The 17,130-nt window shown below is 42.9% G+C and carries 9 protein-coding genes; 1 reads left to right on the top strand and 8 read right to left on the bottom strand.

What is annotated here, in order from left to right:
• Positions 1-248: 248 nt before the first annotated feature.
• The 4 genes from ABDW02_RS15390 to ABDW02_RS15375 form a co-directional block, all read right to left on the bottom strand.
• Entirely contained in the window at positions 249-686 is a 438-nt protein-coding gene (locus ABDW02_RS15390; protein ID WP_343636026.1) for a hypothetical protein, read from the bottom strand.
• A 68-nt stretch (positions 687-754) separates the two neighbouring features.
• On the bottom strand, positions 755-1,039 hold the full coding sequence (locus tag ABDW02_RS15385) for a hypothetical protein (protein WP_343636024.1): 285 nt from the start codon (positions 1,037-1,039) through the stop codon (positions 755-757).
• Positions 1,040-1,073: 34 nt separating this feature from the next.
• Entirely contained in the window at positions 1,074-1,640 is a 567-nt protein-coding gene (locus tag ABDW02_RS15380; protein WP_343636022.1) for a hypothetical protein, read from the bottom strand.
• A 13-nt stretch (positions 1,641-1,653) separates the two neighbouring features.
• Positions 1,654-10,818 carry an RHS repeat-associated core domain-containing protein gene (locus tag ABDW02_RS15375; protein ID WP_343636020.1) on the bottom strand — a complete coding sequence of 3,055 codons (9,165 nt, stop codon included), beginning with the start codon at positions 10,816-10,818 and terminating at the stop codon, positions 1,654-1,656.
• 356 nt (positions 10,819-11,174) lie between these two features.
• Here ABDW02_RS15375 and ABDW02_RS15370 point away from each other — a divergent pair, with 356 nt between their 5' ends.
• Positions 11,175-12,710 (top strand): YifB family Mg chelatase-like AAA ATPase, encoded by a 1,536-nt coding sequence (locus ABDW02_RS15370; RefSeq protein WP_343636018.1) that lies wholly within the window; start codon positions 11,175-11,177, stop codon positions 12,708-12,710.
• Between the two features lie 13 nt (positions 12,711-12,723).
• Here the strand turns inward: ABDW02_RS15370 and ABDW02_RS15365 are convergent, their stop codons facing one another.
• The 4 genes from ABDW02_RS15365 to ABDW02_RS15350 form a co-directional block, all read right to left on the bottom strand.
• The gene (locus ABDW02_RS15365; RefSeq protein WP_343636016.1) at positions 12,724-13,074 is read right to left on the bottom strand and encodes a hypothetical protein; all 351 of its coding nucleotides are present in this window, start codon (positions 13,072-13,074) and stop codon (positions 12,724-12,726) included.
• Positions 13,075-13,196: 122 nt separating this feature from the next.
• Positions 13,197-15,374: a S8 family peptidase gene (locus ABDW02_RS15360; RefSeq protein ID WP_343636015.1), complete on the bottom strand. Its 2,178-nt coding sequence runs from the start codon at positions 15,372-15,374 to the stop codon at positions 13,197-13,199.
• Positions 15,375-15,446: 72 nt separating this feature from the next.
• A complete protein-coding gene (locus tag ABDW02_RS15355) occupies positions 15,447-16,157 on the bottom strand; it encodes an ABC transporter ATP-binding protein (protein ID WP_343636012.1) in 711 nt (236 codons plus the stop codon).
• The gene (locus ABDW02_RS15350; RefSeq protein ID WP_343636010.1) at positions 16,150-17,127 is read right to left on the bottom strand and encodes an iron ABC transporter permease; all 978 of its coding nucleotides are present in this window, start codon (positions 17,125-17,127) and stop codon (positions 16,150-16,152) included. The genes ABDW02_RS15355 and ABDW02_RS15350 overlap by 8 nt, the downstream gene beginning before the upstream one ends.
• Positions 17,128-17,130: the final 3 nt, after the last annotated feature.

Here is a 17,130-nt window from a genome sequence, read left to right as displayed (position 1 = left end):
GTTCTTAGGAAAAGTGAATTTGGGATAGATGGTTACAGAAGCTGTTGACTAATATTCTTTTGGAGCTATTTCCCGCTTTCCGCGCTACATGGTAGTTTGCTCCAATCGGGGCTATAGTTTCTGTTTGATTGGTAACAGTTTAGGGGAAGCTTACATAAATCGCATGATAGTTTCAATGTCGCAACCCTCGGAGGGATCCTTGTACATTTTTGTCATCCATTTGCTAAGACTGCACATTTGATAGTATTCTAAAAACAAATATAATTGCTGCCTACCAACCTATCCGACTTAAAAGTAAATTCTGCAATACAATGATCCAAACTATCAATAAATTTTCCATCTCTGCATATTGCATCAAAATAGTAACTTAAAATTTGCTTACCATCCCTTTCATCTATCATATTTGGATTACAGAACACCCTTAAGAACTCTGTTTGAGTTCTATTTTCCAACTTCAAACTATCGATAATAATTTCAGATGCTTGTTTGGTTCTTAGTTTCTTACATCCCAAACTATCAGTCCGCCAATTTTCAACCAAAATTTCTACCTCCTTAACTTCTTGTATTGTTTTATCATTAGATGAAATAGTGTTTCTAGTACTTACACAAGACATTATCATCATAAAAACTATTTGTAGTATGATGATATTAAGGTGTTTTTTTCTTTTCATATCCAGTGGTTTCATAAATTCGGTTTGTTACTGTTCCTATTTGACCTTTACCTCTTTTATCAAAGGTTACACCTTTGAACATATCAGTAATATTTCCTTGCGCCTCTGTAATCCAATCCTGTCTCTTTATCCCGTTCATGCTGCGTGGTCAAATACCTATCTCCGACTCCATTATCGTATTCTCTTAAAATCTTTCCATAGGAATAATAATCCAGTGCATTTACAATTAACGGAATGTTCAGGGAATTCACCATGAAAGCTACGGGAGTATTACACAAATGGCCATAAATAAAATAGGTCGTTTCATCGACATTGATTTTTGCATTGGAGTCAAGGCTGGTAATACACACACGGTCTGATTCGTACATAAAATCTGTTGTGACTTCATGAATTCGTTAGCTTTTACTTCTCATACTTCATACTCTTATAGAATTTTTCAAATGCCTTCACATCCGATTCGTTCTTTAAGTTCTCGAATACGATAGTTAAGGATTTATAACCTATATGTTTCTTGTAAGTTTTCGGTATCTCTGCGACAAATACTTTGTAAGCGTGCGAATAAGGGATTCGTGGTTTCAATATTTTTACAGGCATATTATCAATGGTGTCAAAAAAGACATTGTATATCCGGTAATAATCCAGATCAACATCTGACTTTATTTTAGTCGCGACAAAAGGCAATTTAGCCTCTTCAAACTCCTTTATTTGCAAAGTGTCAAACGACGGTATGATTGGAACATCAAACTCATAAAGATTATTAGCATAATAACTGCTACTAAGTGAGACTGTCATATTATTTAATTCAAAAGACAAGCGACTTCCTTCCATCGTGCCTATCTCTTTTTTGTCGCTTACGTTATTTTCACACTTGAATGCAAAATGATCATACTTCAAAGTATGTTCCGAATTACAGGCTGTAAGAATTATAACCGTTCCGAAATAGATTATAAAAAGATTCATTTTCAACATATTACCAAATTTATTATTTCTTTATTGCTGCTGTATTATATGAGGAAGAGGTATAATTATCCAAAAAAGATTTAATATCAGCATTACTATTTCCAGTACCAAATTGTTGAGGGTAAACTCCTGTGTTTACATTATGAAACCAATTAGTCTGTTGTTTAATGGTATTCTTACCGAAAGATGTTTTGCCGGTATTTGTTTCTTCCATAGCTCCTCCAGGTTCATGATCCATCCCCAGATTATGACCTATTTCATGTATTATCACTGACTTAAGTGTGTTGAAATTTTTGGTGTATTCGGCAAGAGCCTTATTACCTCCAATTTCTCCCCAACCCAACATATTTTTTCCTTGTTCACCTTTTGCTCCATCAACAATAAATAAAACATTGGCTCCACTTGGAATAGAGGATATTGATTCCACATATTTAAAACTAATCTCAATACTAACTGTAGTGTTAGTTACATTTTTCCCATTAACCTTTTTTGGCCCACCATCATTTAATCTTTCAGTATATCCAGATCCAAGTTGAGGTGAAATACCAGAAGCAAGTTTGTTTTTTGTAGCATCTACAATGTAATATGTTGCAGTAACTCGGGTATTCATTGTATAAGTTTTATTATCGGTATTTTTAGTTAACGTTGAACTTACAACATGATCTTTACCATTTGGATCAATTAAAATAATTGGATTCCCGGCAACATAATTATAAGGAGAAAGACTTGGGTATTTGCTTACTTTTGGATCAAGTGATAGAAACCTCGCCACATCACTGTCGTAGTAACGTGCTCCTCTGTAATCCAAACCGGTTTCTTTATCCCGTTCATGCTGAGTGGTCAGGTAACGATCTCCCGAACCATTATCGTATTCCCGTAAAATCTTTCCGTAAGAGTAATAATCCAGTGCATTTACAATTAACGGAATGTTGATGGAATCCACCATGAAAGCTACGCGTGTATTCCCCAAATGGTCATAAATAAAGTAGGTCGCTTCCGCAGGATGAATTTTAGCAGCTGGAGTTGTTGTACTGGCTGTAATACGGGCTACTCTATCAGAACCATACACAAAATATTCAGAGCTTGAAGTAGTGGTACTTCCCGTGGTGGTGAATTTCACAATGCTCAAATCCCTGCCCGTGGCGTCTTTGATGTACATTTCTCGCGTGGTCTGGCCGCTGCCAACTACTTTTTTGAAAATGCGCTGGTCCGAACCGTCGTACAAGTAATAGGAATCCGTGGAGTCCTGCTCTACCTGGTACGGGTAAGTTCCGCGCAGGTACACAGTTGCATTGATATCCCGGTGATCATCGGTGAGCAGGTTCCCGTTTTCATCGTAGGTATAATTGCGTGCCGCCGAAGAAACCAGGTCTTCTACTTTTTTCAGACGGTTGTTGCCGTTGAAGTATGTATAGGAGAAGTCTTCCTGGGTGGAACTGTTGTTGACATTCGCTGCCGGTTTGGTGCGGTTCTGGATCAGGATGTTCCCGATGCGGTCGTATTTCCAGACCTCATCACCGATTCCGTAAGAAGTGCCCGGGTTCACATTGGAAGTATTCCCGAACTGGGCATCCACGATATCGCCTACCAACCCATCTGCCTGGACCAACCGGTTGATGCGGTCGTATTTGTAGCCATATATGGTTTCTTTGGAGAACAATGGAACTGAATTACTTGCTGTACTAAAGTTATAACTTATTTTGGTTCCCTTCACATTTCCGTTAAAAGTGTTTTGCTGGCCCACCGTTGAATTGTTGTAGGAAGGCATAGCTGTTGCGTCGTAATAAAGTTGTTCCCAAAACAGGGTATTGCTGTTACCGATCCCGGTGAGGCGGTCGCGGTCGTCGTAGAAATAAGGCATTACCTGTGCCGGTGTACCTGTTTCCCCATGGAAACGTTTGGATATAACAGTACCGCGTGCATTGTCATACACATACGAACAAATAGCAGTTCCGTCATTGGCAGTGCTTACATCTCCCTGTGCGGCAAACACCTTTTGCAGGCGGTTCAGCTGGTCGTATTCGTAGAAATATTTCATATCTACGGAGCCGTTGCTTCCCATGTCGAGTTTTTGTTCCAATAAAGCCCCCCTGAAATTGTAGAGCGCATACGTAATGGTAACTTTTACCAGGAACTGGTCGTTTGTAGCCACATTGGTGGGATGCTGCAGAATGACCTGGCTGGCTAATAAGTCTTCGGAATTGTAGGTATACGTGATCTTCTGGATTGAATTGGCGTATGCACCCAGTGAAGGCCCGTAGGAATTGGACTCAATCAGTTTGCCCAGTGAAGACGGGGTCAGCTGGGAGGTTCCGTAAATCATGGTTTTCTCACTGATTACCGTTGTGAAAGAAGGGATGTTCGGCATTCCAGCTATGCTCATCGTGTCCTCGTCAAATGGGTCGAGGGTTTTATACCGGATCAGCCAATCCTGCGTCATTCGGTTGGAGAAGGTATAGTGGAAATAATGCGGCAGGCTGTTTATATCGTATTCGTAATTTCCGGGGGCTCCTACTGCTTTCGTTTCAAAGCAGAACGGATCGATGTGGTACGGATTGGTTACCAGTGATTGTGAGATCAGGTTCCCGTAACTATCGTACTCAAATTTGCGGTAGCGTGGTTCCAGTGCATCATGTGTGTCTACATGTCTGCGGTCAGCTTCATCCTGCACCGCACTGATCTTGCCGTGCTTGTTGTAGATGTAGCGTTTTTCGCCGCCGTCCACATTGGTTTCACGGATCAACTGCCCCAGCAGGTTGTATTGGTAATTGGTATGCTGACGCAGCGCATTGATGGTTTTCGACAAGTTCCCGTAAGAATCATATACATACAGCGTCACCACTTTTTCGGTGGTATTGGCCATAGCCATGGTTGCCACAGTTTGTCCGGTGGCATTGGTATACGTAACGGTTTCCTTGTTGTCCTGATCTTTCACAGAAGTACGTGTAAAGCGGAAACTACCCGTAGCCCCGGAATTCATAATAAGGTTTAGCTCTGTTCTGCTCAATCCAAGTTCACAGGACATGTAAATGTTATTGGTAATCCAGGTTTGCTTCTTCATGGTGGTAGAATCCGTGATGCTGATTCCCGGGTCCGAATGCCTGATATCCAGTGAGCCCGGATCATTCTCGTATTTGGTTTCATTGTAAAGTGGAGAAGCCAGGTTGTATTTATACAGGATCGGGTTGAGCGCCGTTACCGGGATGGAATCGTAAAACACGGAAGGTTTGCGCTGGATCTTTGGTCGCCCCCAATTGTCGTAATCCACGGAACCGCTCGATATCTGGATGGTTCCTTCATCGCGGTAAGCTTTCACAATTCCTGCCTTCCTGCCCAACGGATCAATAAATGCTTTCTGGAACTCCCGGTAATCGGCAGTATCTGTGTTGTTTTGGTACAAAACAGAGTACACATAGTTTTCATCGGTTCGTTCTTTGAAGGTCCGGGAAAAATTGTGTTTCCAGAGTTGGTATTCATTCCGGGAAAGCAAACGTGTGCCGTTTTCGGTAATATTTTTAAGGCGGTTGAAGCCATCAAATGCATACTCCATGTAATGCCCCGAAGGAGCAATCATTTTACTGACCTGCCCGTCATCGGTGTATTCAAAAGATGTTCCCAGGGAATCGGCACGGCCGTAACCCACTGTTACATGAATTGGCAAACCGATATTCCGCGTTTCGACGGAGGAATAATTGTATAAAAAGCTGAAATGCGGGTTGGTACAATTGGTATCGACATTCCAATTGATCTTCGTGGTGTTGTAATAAAATTTCGTCAGCAGGCCGACTTGGTTGGAAATCAAGGTCGGCTGCATGTGCTGGTTGCGTTTATGAACCCTGGATGTTGTGAGCGTATCGAATGGGAAGAGCATTTTAAAGGGGTGAATGAATCCGTTGGCATCTACTCCTGCATAGTCTACGTAGAAATCAGCAACCTGTGTATTGCTGCGGTCAAAACGTTTGGTGGAGAAAGCCGTTGAAACTGCATCCATAATGGTGTCCAGCTGAGTGATCGTGGAGCGTAATTGCAAGGTCTTTTTCAGGACATCTGTCAGGATAGGCAATTCAGCCGGGCCGCCTTCCTCGTCATCACCGGTCGGGATAGCCGGGTTGCAGCCAATCAGTTCCACTCCCGGGTAACAAGTTGCATAGTTGATAGTTGAAGGACAGGCGTAGTAACCAACCACCGGATCTTTCCATAAGCAATAATTGAAAGGGAGTTGTGCCAGGAATTCTTCTTCCGTACCATTTTTCCAGCGCACACAGGAAGCACAACTCACCGGGTCGACCGGAGGAGTACCGATTTCAGGGCATGAAGGCCCATCGTATTCTACTGTTTGATTGGTTGAGAAAGCATCGACCGGCCAGCGGGCATCGTAAAGGTAGTATTCACTTTTGCGTAATTCAGCGGCATCGCGCTGGTTTTTGGTAATATGTGTTTGCTGGAATGGCGTGGAACGCATGGCATATTGGCGGCTGCGGGTCATTCCGTCGTATTTCGGCAATTCCGGCGCAATTCCGGCGGTATAGGTATCCACATAATCAGGGTCCCAACGGAACGAGTACATGACCGTATCCTGGTCGTCGTTCAGCAGAACATGATCGAACTGTGTTCCTACTCCATTAATGGTTTTGATGTCGTAGTTATACCAGTAACGGTCATAGCGGTTCTTCAGATCATACAAGTAGAAATACTGTTTTTCATCCTTGGCAGTTGGCAAATGCGGAGAGGTATTGGTGATACTGAAGACCTGCCAGGAAGGTTCGTGTTTGAGGCGCAGCGAATTGATCGTTTTGGTTCCGCCAGTTCCGAAAATATCGGTGGAAGAAACAGTTCTTCCCGGGATATCCTCCAGTCCCATGAGTGCTTTGTAAGCCCTTCCATTGGAAGTTCCTTTATAATCCGCCTCGTAATATTCGTAGGTTGTTTTCGTTTCAATGTAACTCCAGTTGCTTTGCGCTGCATTGTTGCAGTAAACATCCAGTGGGTTCCCGGTAAATGCAAATCCTGTAAGGAAAGGTTTGCTTCCGTAAATAGCGATCAGGGAAGACAGGACAGCCGGTTCGATATCGCGGTTTGCCACAGCAATGATGCGTTCCATTTCGCTTTCGGTAAAGGCAGGACTACGGGCCATTAAAGCATTGAATACTGTTTCGGAAGGGTATTTATTTCCGGTTTCGATAATTTCCACAATGGTATTATTCGAAATTGCAGATTTCCCGATAATGGTTGAGAAGTTAGCATCTGTAATAACCTGGCTCATGAGAATATTTCGAAGGGTTGCGGGTGTCAGGTAACGGGAGTTCACAATTTTAGTGATTGCCGATTCCGAAAATTGCGGTTGATTGGTTAGTATCTTTAAGAAAGAGTTGGTACCAAAGTACCGGGAAGTTCCATCTGCCAGGGCTTTCACCACCGGATCAGATAAGTACTCGTTTTTCAGGAACAGCGTTTCTATAAAATCAGAGCTCCATCTTATTGAAGTGTTTTGTGCAGCACTAAGGAGCACCTCATCTGCAATGTAGCTTTGCTGATTGATTACAGAAATCGGCGAGATAGAAGTAAAAAGCAGGTTCGTTCCGAATTTACCCATGAAACGGATCAAAGTCAGGTTACTCAGATTTCCCTGCGCCAGCAGGAGTGTCATTTTTTGCTGATCGGATATCCGGGTGGTATACATCACATGGTACAATACCGTGTCCATGATCGGTGAATGGGTAAGTAAGGTATCAACAATGGCGCTTGCAGTTGCCGTATTTATTAATGAAATTTGGGCTGTCGCCAATGTGGCGTTATAAACTCTCGGATTGGTATGTCCCGGCCCGAAAGGGTTTGCCCCTGTATACACGTATGGAGCAGGAAGCGTTCCCGAAGAGATAATGGCCTGTTTGTAGAGGTAATTGTCGTATTTGCGATTGATTTCTTCTTTTTTCTTAATGAAATAAGAATGGAACATGTAAGCAGGGTTTGCAGTGTCTAAAACAGGGAAGAATTCAAATTCCAGGAATTTCGGAAGTTCAAAATCACTGCCTGATCCATTGAAAACAGGAATGTCGAGCCACGGATATGCAGCAGAGCCGGTATAGGTTATTCCGGGCCCGGAACCAATAGTAACCGATACAGGCTTGTTCAGGTAATAATCGCGGTATTCGTATTGTCCGCCGGGGTTATCGTATTCCTGTTCCCAAACCAGGTCTTCCCGGTACGGATTGGGGCGGGTATACCCGTTTTGGTAGGCGAGTGTGTATTCGTAACTGATCAGTTTCTCAGAAAACAGCTTATTGTTTACATCGTATTCTTTGACCGATTTCAATTTCCCATGATACAAATAATCTTCTGCGGAAGGAAAGGTAACCTGGTAGTCAAAATCACCGCCATAATGTACATAATCTGTTCTGTTGACGTATTCATTCCCATCTTCCATCAAAGAAGGTCCGTAAACAGATACTTTTTTAAACCCGACATCAAAATTGAATCGTCTTCCATTGTAAAAACGCTTGTCTGAAATTTGGATCAGGGTAGATTTTTTGACCATGGAATCTGTTTTAAAATCGTAGAACCATCGTTTGTGGCCGTTATTAGTTGATGAAGTACCGTTTTTTACCAAATCGTCCTCGTCATTTTTTAAAACGTATTTCACAATAGGATGAACAACATCTGACCGGGAAAGTCCATATCCTGTAGTTGCCACAACGCCGCAAAACCCTGAATTTTCTCTTGAGAAGGCCCCCGTGAACCGCGTTCTCGGATCTGATGTGGGGTAATATTCAATTTTGGTGATACCACCTAGATTATCGACGATTTGCGTGAGTACCATTCCGGTATGACCGTTCAATAATTGATCGGATTGGTAAGTTGCCTGGTTATTTTTGAACTTCGAATAGGAAAAGAAAGTTGTCAGTAACTGTGTCGTATCGCTGGTCCAACCGATCGGGATTTCACGAACTGCCTTTAATAAAACAAAAACTTGCTTTACGTCGTTCCGGTACTGTAACGGATCTCCATTATTGTATGCATAATTTTGAAGCATCCGGCAGGTGTCGGATGTATATTCCAGTTTTTTCCTGTTGATCAGTTTCAAACCAGTTTCAACAGGTCCACCAATCTCCCCGTTTACCTTGAAATAATTAACGCCAACCAGCATGTAAGGATTTTTGGTGTAACGGATCAATTCAAAATCTTCCAGTTTTACGGTCGCATCCAGTTTGGTTGGAGTATTTGAAGTAGACGGCAGTGCACCTGTCAGGGATGTATTCATAAAGTTCCACCAGAAATGATAAGCTTCTTTCCCACTTCCACTTGCATAGTTTAGCGGGTTTTCGTGTGTAATCATGTGCTCATAAATGGGTGAAACCATATTCCAAGGTAAGCCAATTCCGAAATTTCCGGGAATATCCGCGGCAGATTTCAACGCAAATGATAAGGGTTCGCCATACCGGCAGATGTATGCATTTTCGGTCATTAATTCATAGATCGAATCCGTTGTATTGAAGTCCCAGACTTCTGTTGGAAGCAGAGAATAATTCATATCCGAGTTCCCCGGGCCGATCTGGAAATTGAATCCCTGGTATTTTGTGGGGATATTCGGCATCACAAAAAGGTTTGAAAGCTGCTTGTTGCTTTCGCCATAGTTCAAGGACCATTTTAAGGCCATATTGAACGTAGAATAAAGTACTTTGGAGCGCGAAGAATTGTAATTGTCCGTTGAGAAATAAATTCCATTGTTTAAGTTATACTCGCTAAAATCGGCATTCAAACTATCCAGCCCTCTTGGATTTTCTAAATCCCCTGTGACGATGCGCATGTCGAAAGTTCCGGCATTTTGAAATATCTGAGGTTCGGATTCACCATTTGGCCTGGTTATACGCGACCGGACTTCGTAAATATCTCCCGGGTAGATTTTGTCGGTCATTAGTCGCGGACTCTCAATAAAACTATGAGCAAACGAAATGGAAGAACTATCACCGGTATTGGAACGCAAATACCCGCCGGATGTTGAATAAGGATCTGAAGGATTAATTGCATTCGGATTCGTAGTTCCATTGATCTTTGAATGCTGGTAACGTTTCCATTCGCTATTGAAAACATCGTCCGATTTTCCGTCACTGAAAATGGACTGGTAACTGTATAAACTATCCAGTCGCCCGTTGCCATTGGCAGTGAAATTGATAAACTCGTTGTTATTGTTTAAGATCAGATTTTTATCGGTAGCATAATTCAATTCCAAACGGTCTACCAGTCCATCAATGGAAATCGCTTCCACTTTCATGAGTAATAAATCAGCGTAACAGGAAAAATCATGCTCTTTGGCAAAGGTTGAAGAGGAGAATTTGGCCGCCGCCGCATATTTGTAAGCCTCCTGATCAAATTCTTTAAAATAATTGAATTTCCCAAACCCTTTGTATGTGAAATTAATTCCCTGGAATGGCTGGTTACGATGTGTAATCGCATCGCAGTACCACAAATTATATTTCTGCTTCGGAAGGATGGAATTTTCTATTGCCGCTGCCTGACCAGCATTTTCATAATCACCTAAGACCTGAACATCTTCCGCATCATTCACCCCTGTATTTGTGTGCGCCTGATCGTAATACAAAACGCGTTTATTTGATGGGGCATTATAGGATTGAACGGCTGTCCGGAATGTATATCGTGTTCCATCTGCAGTAATAACAATCCAGCTATCACCGGTATATCGTATTTCCACATGATTTTCGAAAGCATTCAATTCGAAAACCGCGGTTTTGTTATCATCTACATCGATATATTTGAAAACTGCTCTTCCACTTGCAACCCCCGGAATATTAATATAAGGAGAAAACCAGTATACATCTCCTTCATTCACCACACGATTGCCCACTGAGCTAAAATTCAAAAGTGTAGAGCTTGTTCCTGATTCGGTACAATAATCATCCAGTTTAAAATTGTTAAAGACTTCTGTTTCGATTGAAATGGTGGGGATATTCAAATTCCAGCCTTCACCATAAGGTATTCCCGTTGAAACAGGCATTGTGTTCCCTATAGAAAAAGAACTGCTGTAATTCAAACTCAGGGCGAAACTCAAACCACTTGGAGTAGAAACGGAACCAAGCTGAATGGTTGAATTATAATCTCCTGAAAACAAATTGACGTCACCGGAGTAAACTCCCGAACTTAATTCGGATGGCTTGGAAACCTGAGGTATCATTTCAGAATTGTTTCTTCCTCCAATGACCTGGGAAAAAGAATGAAAACTCCATACGCAAAAGAGCAAAATGATTGATTTAGGCATTTTTGATAGAAATTAGTAGCATTAGTATTTTTCAGTAGTAGTAAATAATTAGGTTTTAAATATACTATTTTTCATTTCATAAGTTTCAATTTAATAATTTGTTACACAAGTCTATACAAAGATCGTTTCCCAGTTCGTAATCAATTTACGATCCCATGAACTATTACAGTTATTTAAAGCTTATGAAACAATCATATTTCGGTTAAAATATAATCAAAACACTTGTTTCAAATCAACTTTTCACGTAACTTAAAGTGAAAACGAAACAAATTATGCTGGTAAAAACTTATGGAAGTGCCGTATTCGGGATTGATGCAACAACCATTACAATCGAAGTAAATATTGCGAACGGAGTTAATTTTATGCTTGTCGGATTGCCGGACAAAGCCGTTCAGGAAAGTCATCAACGGATCAAGGCTGCTTTAAAGAACAACAACCTGAATTACCCCGGAAAAGAAATCACCGTCAACATGGCTCCGGCAGATATCCGGAAGGAAGGATCGACATTCGACCTGGCAATCGGAATCGGGATATTAGCGGCCTCCGAGCAAATTTCTGCTACCAAACTGGAAGATTATCTCCTGCTCGGTGAATTATCACTCGACGGAACGTTGCAGGTCATCAAGGGAGTTTTACCCATTGTTATGCAAGCCAAAAAAGACGGTTTCAAAGGAATCCTTCTTCCCAAACAAAACGAATCCGAAGCTGCGATTGTGGAAGGAATAGCTATTTATGGAATGGAAAACATGCGGGATGTCATCGATTTTCTGAATGGATCCAAACCCTTCACACCGGCAGTATTCAATAGTGAAGAAGAATTTCAACGTCAGCTTCATGAAAATGAAGTCGATTTTAAAGATGTGAAAGGCCAGAGTGCCATCAAACGGGCTTTTGAAATTGCGGCTGCGGGTGGACACAATGTCATCCTGATCGGTCCTCCGGGAGCTGGAAAATCCATGCTGGCCAAGAGGCTTCCGACCATACTTCCGCCTATGAGCATCGACGAATCACTGGAGACGACCAAGATTCATTCTGTAGCAGGTAAAATCGGGAAAAACAACGGGCTGATTACCCAAAGACCTTTTAGGAAACCGCATCACACCATTTCGGATGTGGCGCTAGTGGGCGGTGGTTCTTATCCGCAACCCGGAGAAATTTCACTCGCACACAACGGGGTGCTGTTCCTGGATGAACTTCCGGAATACAAAAGGCAGGTGCTGGAAGTCATGCGACAACCCCTGGAAGACCGGACAGTGAATGTTTCACGGGCGCGGTTCTCAGTCGATTATCCTGCCGGATTTATGTTAGTGGCCGCGATGAATCCTTGTCCGTGCGGATATTACAATCATCCCGAAAAAGAATGCGTATGCGCACCGGGAACTGTGCAGCGTTATTTGAATAAGATCTCCGGGCCGTTATTGGACCGCATTGATCTGCATGTGGAAGTCACCCCGGTTTCTTTTGACGACCTGGCTTTCAATGCTCCAACCGAAACCAGCACTGAAATCCGGGAACGCGTAATCCGTGCAAGAATGGTCCAGCTGAACCGTTATCAGGGTTCACAAACACATTGCAATGCACAAATGCAACGTAAAGAACTGACTGAATTTTGCGAAATATCGCCGGAAGGAAAACAATTACTCAAGAATGCCATGGATCGTTTGGGACTTTCCGCAAGAGCATACGACCGCATCCTGAAAGTTGCCCGCACAATAGCCGATCTGGATAACTCTGCAACTATTGAAACGGTTCATTTGTCGGAAGCAATCCAATTGCGCAACCTGGACCGGGAAAATTGGGCGGGATGAAATCAGTAGGGGCCTATTTAACCGATTTAATATCCTTTGCGGTGATGTAAATCTGGCCGGAATCATCTTTCCAGAATGTGCCTTTCGCCCAAATATGTTCTCCAGTCTGAAATTGCTTGTATGTACCGCCAGACTTTTGCAGGTTAACAATACTGATGGTTACCACGTAGTTTTTGTTGTCAGAATCTTTTACGGTAGCCATATATCCGTCTTTGCCATTTTCAATCTTTACAATTTCACCAGTCACTTCCATTTCCTGTTGTTCGGAAGTTTGTGAAGTTTCTGCCGCCTTTTTTTGATTGGAACAAGCTGGCGCCGATGCAATTAGAAACAAGAAACCTATGGACAAAAAAGATGCTTTCATTTGACTATTTTTTGCAAAGATAAGCACTTCCGAAATCAGGGAACGCGGATGCAATAAAATCACTTCAAATTAATAAGCCTGATGCCTTCTTTTAACAGCATCTTAAATTATCGGAACAAGCATTACTCTTTCACGAAACTCAAGGTATAATTTTCAGACTCTGTTTGAATGTTTAAGAAATACATCCCGTTTGTTAAACCGGAAAGATCAATTGTATTTTCTTCTAAACGGGGATTAATCACTTTTCCATCCAGCGAAATAATCGACATTCCCGCTACCGGCAATTCATTGAGATTCAAAACATGCAGTAAATTAGATGCCGGATTCGGGTAAAGCAGGAAGGAAACGGTTTTTTCATGTTCATCCACCGCAAGCGTATTCAAAGCCAGTTTCACCGCTGCGTAAGCGTTGACTTTCCCCATCCCCCACTTGGTATCGCCGGGAGCCACAATTGCACCGGTGTAATTATCCAGACGGGCAGTTGTTTTAATGATATTCTTCACTTGCTGGCTGGACAAATTCGGATTGGCGTCCAGTATCAGGGAAACAATACCGGTCACACAGGGTGTCGCCATGGATGTTCCGGAGAATCGGGCAAAATCGTAAGTTTTGTTATTGAAAGTGATCGATGCCACAGAAGTATATGCCGCATCGGTATAAGACGAAATGGATGAAATGACGTTCACTCCCGGGGCCGCAATATCCGGCTTCATCGTTTCATTATGCAATGGCCCGATACTAGTGAATGATGCCGGGGCACCACCAACTGTTGTTCCTCCTCCGTTTACATAACTGGAAGCATACGCAGCAACGGTTATTGCGCTATTCGCACAACCCGGTTCCCCGATTGCATAGTACGAATCTCCGGCTATTCCGTTCGCTCCGTAAGCCGTAAAAGTCTGACCGAAATTTCCTGCACCATTCGTTAGTTCCGGAAGGTTCCAGTAATGAACAGTTCCGTCTGCAGCTGATCCTGTCAACACGATCCGGTAATTGGTATTCAGCGAACGAATCCGGATTTGCATCCCCGGTTTTCCATTGAGCGGATTAGCCGTTTCCGAAGAAATAGTGAAAACAATCGTGTCATTTCCTGCAACCAACATCGAATCCAGGTAACCGGTCGTTGAAGTGGAATAAAAAGGACTTGCAACCAGCAAGGTTCCGGCACCGTTATAAACGGAAATCTTATTCGAAAAATCGTGTCCCTGTTCTCCCCAGGCCGTGATGCATTCTCCCCACATATAAGGATTGGCAGCATAAGAATAGAAACCGATCCGGGAATTGAAGATGTTATTGTTGAACGTTTTTTTGATGTGGAAATTCGTTCCGTTATTATTTCCGGCAGCTGCCACAAAAACAACCTGGTTCGTTGCACTCAGTTCGTCAATCGCTTCGGACAGCAAAGAAAACCCATCCAAACTTCCCATTTGATTGTAATAAACTCCCCAACTCATGTTTACAACCAATCGTTTTCCGGCTGCCTGAGCTTTATCTTTCATCCACACAAAAGCATCGATGGCTGAAGCCTGATCGATATAGAATGTCACGAACAGATACTCAGATTCAAAACCAAATCCGCGATAGATGGATCCGGCCCCGCTTCCGCCTGCAATACCGGCTACGTGAGATCCGTGGGTGTGGTGACTGTAAATATTGGCAGTGTCTGTTTCTGCAGCAGCCAATTCTGACGGAGTGTCGTATTCTGCTCCATAAGTTTGACCTACCGGAAGTGTTCCGGCTTGTTTGTACTGGTCCCACGCCGCATAAACCCGGGATTGTGTGAGCAATGTGTCGTAAAACATCGGATGGCCGTAATCAAATCCCCAATCCGTTACACCGATCAAAATATCTTTTCCGGTAAATGCTGCCGGTAAATTAATTCCGCGTTGAACGCTGTCGGCTCTGGTGTCTTTGACTGCTTTATCCAACTGAGGAACAATTTTCCCCGGAATTTCCAGGTAGGAATAGAATTGTGAGAAATCTGCTTCATGCACTCTTTCCAACGGAACTTTCATGGTGGTGATTCTTCCCACAGAGCTACCCAAAAGGATGTTGTTATCGTTGATGAAATTCCAGTTGCAATCCGGAAGTCTTTTCCCGTAAAGCGACACGTACCAAACTCCTGAAATCTTGTAAACCGGGAAAGCATCTGTGATTTCCTTGGAAACACCCGACCCGTTTTTGAAAGTTGCGGAATAGTGAACCAATTTATCCCAACGCATTCGGTTGGAAGCACTTTGAGTTTGTGCAGCTAAAAAGCCGGTTGTAAAAGCAAGTGTCAGCAGTAATAAGTATTTCATAGCTCTTCTATTAAAGATTCCCTATCAGCAAAAGCAAAACAGGTTCAACAAAATTAAACTTTTAGACGACAATCAGGAAGATATCCCGAAAGCTCTTCTTACCAACTCGTCATGCAGGATCTGCTGATGGGATTCCAGCATTTTGGATTCCTTTTCAATGATCAATATCCGCGAGCAGTATTCGATGCAAAAGTCAATGTCGTGCGACGCAATAATCACGAGCCGGTTACTTTCTGTGGCAATTCTCCCAAGCAAAGACATTACTTCCTTTTTGGTTGGGTAGTCCAAAAAAGCGGTCGGTTCGTCCAACAGGATAATCGGTGTTTCCTGGATCAGTGCTTTGGCAATTCCAACACGCTGACGTTCGCCGTCACTCAAGGTCGAAGTCGATTGGTCCAGTACCTTTTCCAAATGAAGCGTTTCTACGTATTTTTGGACAATAGAACGGTCTTCGGCAGACAAACGCCCGGTGAAATTCGTGTAGGAATGTCGACCTAATTCCAAATACTCATTCACTTTCAGGTAATCGAAGCCTAAAAAATGATTATCAACCAACGTAATCTGGTGTGCACGCTCCGTGAGTTTCAAATCGTTCCAATTCCGTCCTTCAACGCTAACTTTCCCCTGGGAAAATTTCCCCTGGATGAGCGAATCCATCAGGGTCGATTTACCGGAACCGTTCGCACCTATCAATGCCACAAATTCACTGCGCTTCAATTCCAGCAGGGGAATTTCATACAAGAGATGATCGTGTCCTATTCTGCAGTTTTCGAACTTAAGCATTGCGAATGTTTTTAAGTAAGAGGAATAACACGATCGGCGCTCCGAGTAAGGAAGTCAAGCTGTTGACCGGAAGAACCATAATGGGTTCAAACATGCGGATCAGCAAAACGCAAAGCACCATCACACTTGCTCCGATCAACCCGGAAGCCAGCAATAAATGACCGTGACGGGCAGTTTTGTAGAACATCCGTACCAGATTCGGAACAATCAATCCCACAAAGCCGATCGGTCCGCAAAAAGCTGTTACCAGTCCGGCCAGCAGTGAAACGACAAAAATGATTTTCCAGCGTGTCTGTTTCACTTTGACTCCCAAAATAGCTGCAGGTTTTTCACCCAGGATCAATGCATTCAGAGGTTTGGTCAATAAAAACGCCAATCCGATCCCGATGAGAAACAACAAACTGATCAAAGGAATTTGTTCGATACTGACCTGCTGCAACGACCCCATTCCCCAAATCGAAAAGGCTTTAACACTGTTTGCATCCGCCTTCATCAAAATAATGTTCGTAATAGCAGAAACAAAGGTTCCAAGCATCATTCCCACCAACAATAAAGAAACCATCGAACGAATACGAGCCGCAATAACCAGGATCAATAACCCGAAAATCAGCGCACCGATAGTTGCTGAAACTGTAATTCCAATATCCAGGATTTCCAGCCCCAGAATGGAACTTCCCATAATGGTGAGAGCAACCATTAAGTGCGAACCCGCCGTAAGTCCCAAAATAGAAGGTCCGGCAAGCGGATTATTCAAGGTAGTTTGTAAAAGCAATCCGGCAATGGACAAAGCAAATCCGGCAATAATCGCTATAAACACTTCCGGAATGCGGTAAATCACAAACAATTGCCAGGCCTGGTCGTCGGAAGTATTCAGGAAGGAAAACCAGGGATCATTTCCATGCGGAAAACCAATCGTAATCACGGTGATTACCACAAACAGGATGAATGAAATCAGGTGTTTCTTCCACATAGT

It is taken from the genome of Fluviicola sp. (assembly GCF_039596395.1).
In the GTDB taxonomy this organism is placed as follows: domain Bacteria; phylum Bacteroidota; class Bacteroidia; order Flavobacteriales_D; family Crocinitomicaceae; genus Fluviicola.
The sequence above is the reverse complement of the archived record's forward strand: the minus strand, read 5'-3'. Positions and strand labels throughout refer to the sequence as shown.

Excerpts from the sequence above, each read along its gene's own strand:
- ABDW02_RS15365 (WP_343636016.1), bottom strand. The coding sequence starts at position 13,074 with ATGAAAGCATCTTTTTTGTCCATAGGTTTCTTGTTTCTAATTGCATCG.
- ABDW02_RS15390 (WP_343636026.1), bottom strand. The coding sequence starts at position 686 with ATGAAACCACTGGATATGAAAAGAAAAAAACACCTTAATATCATCATA.
- ABDW02_RS15385 (WP_343636024.1), bottom strand. The coding sequence starts at position 1,039 with ATGTACGAATCAGACCGTGTGTGTATTACCAGCCTTGACTCCAATGCA.
- ABDW02_RS15375 (WP_343636020.1), bottom strand. The coding sequence starts at position 10,818 with ATGATACCTCAGGTTTCCAAGCCATCCGAATTAAGTTCGGGAGTTTAC.
- ABDW02_RS15355 (WP_343636012.1), bottom strand. The coding sequence starts at position 16,157 with ATGCTTAAGTTCGAAAACTGCAGAATAGGACACGATCATCTCTTGTAT.
- ABDW02_RS15360 (WP_343636015.1), bottom strand. The coding sequence starts at position 15,374 with ATGAAATACTTATTACTGCTGACACTTGCTTTTACAACCGGCTTTTTA.
- ABDW02_RS15380 (WP_343636022.1), bottom strand. The coding sequence starts at position 1,640 with ATGTTGAAAATGAATCTTTTTATAATCTATTTCGGAACGGTTATAATT.
- ABDW02_RS15350 (WP_343636010.1), bottom strand. The coding sequence starts at position 17,127 with ATGTGGAAGAAACACCTGATTTCATTCATCCTGTTTGTGGTAATCACC.
- ABDW02_RS15370 (WP_343636018.1), top strand. The coding sequence starts at position 11,175 with ATGCTGGTAAAAACTTATGGAAGTGCCGTATTCGGGATTGATGCAACA.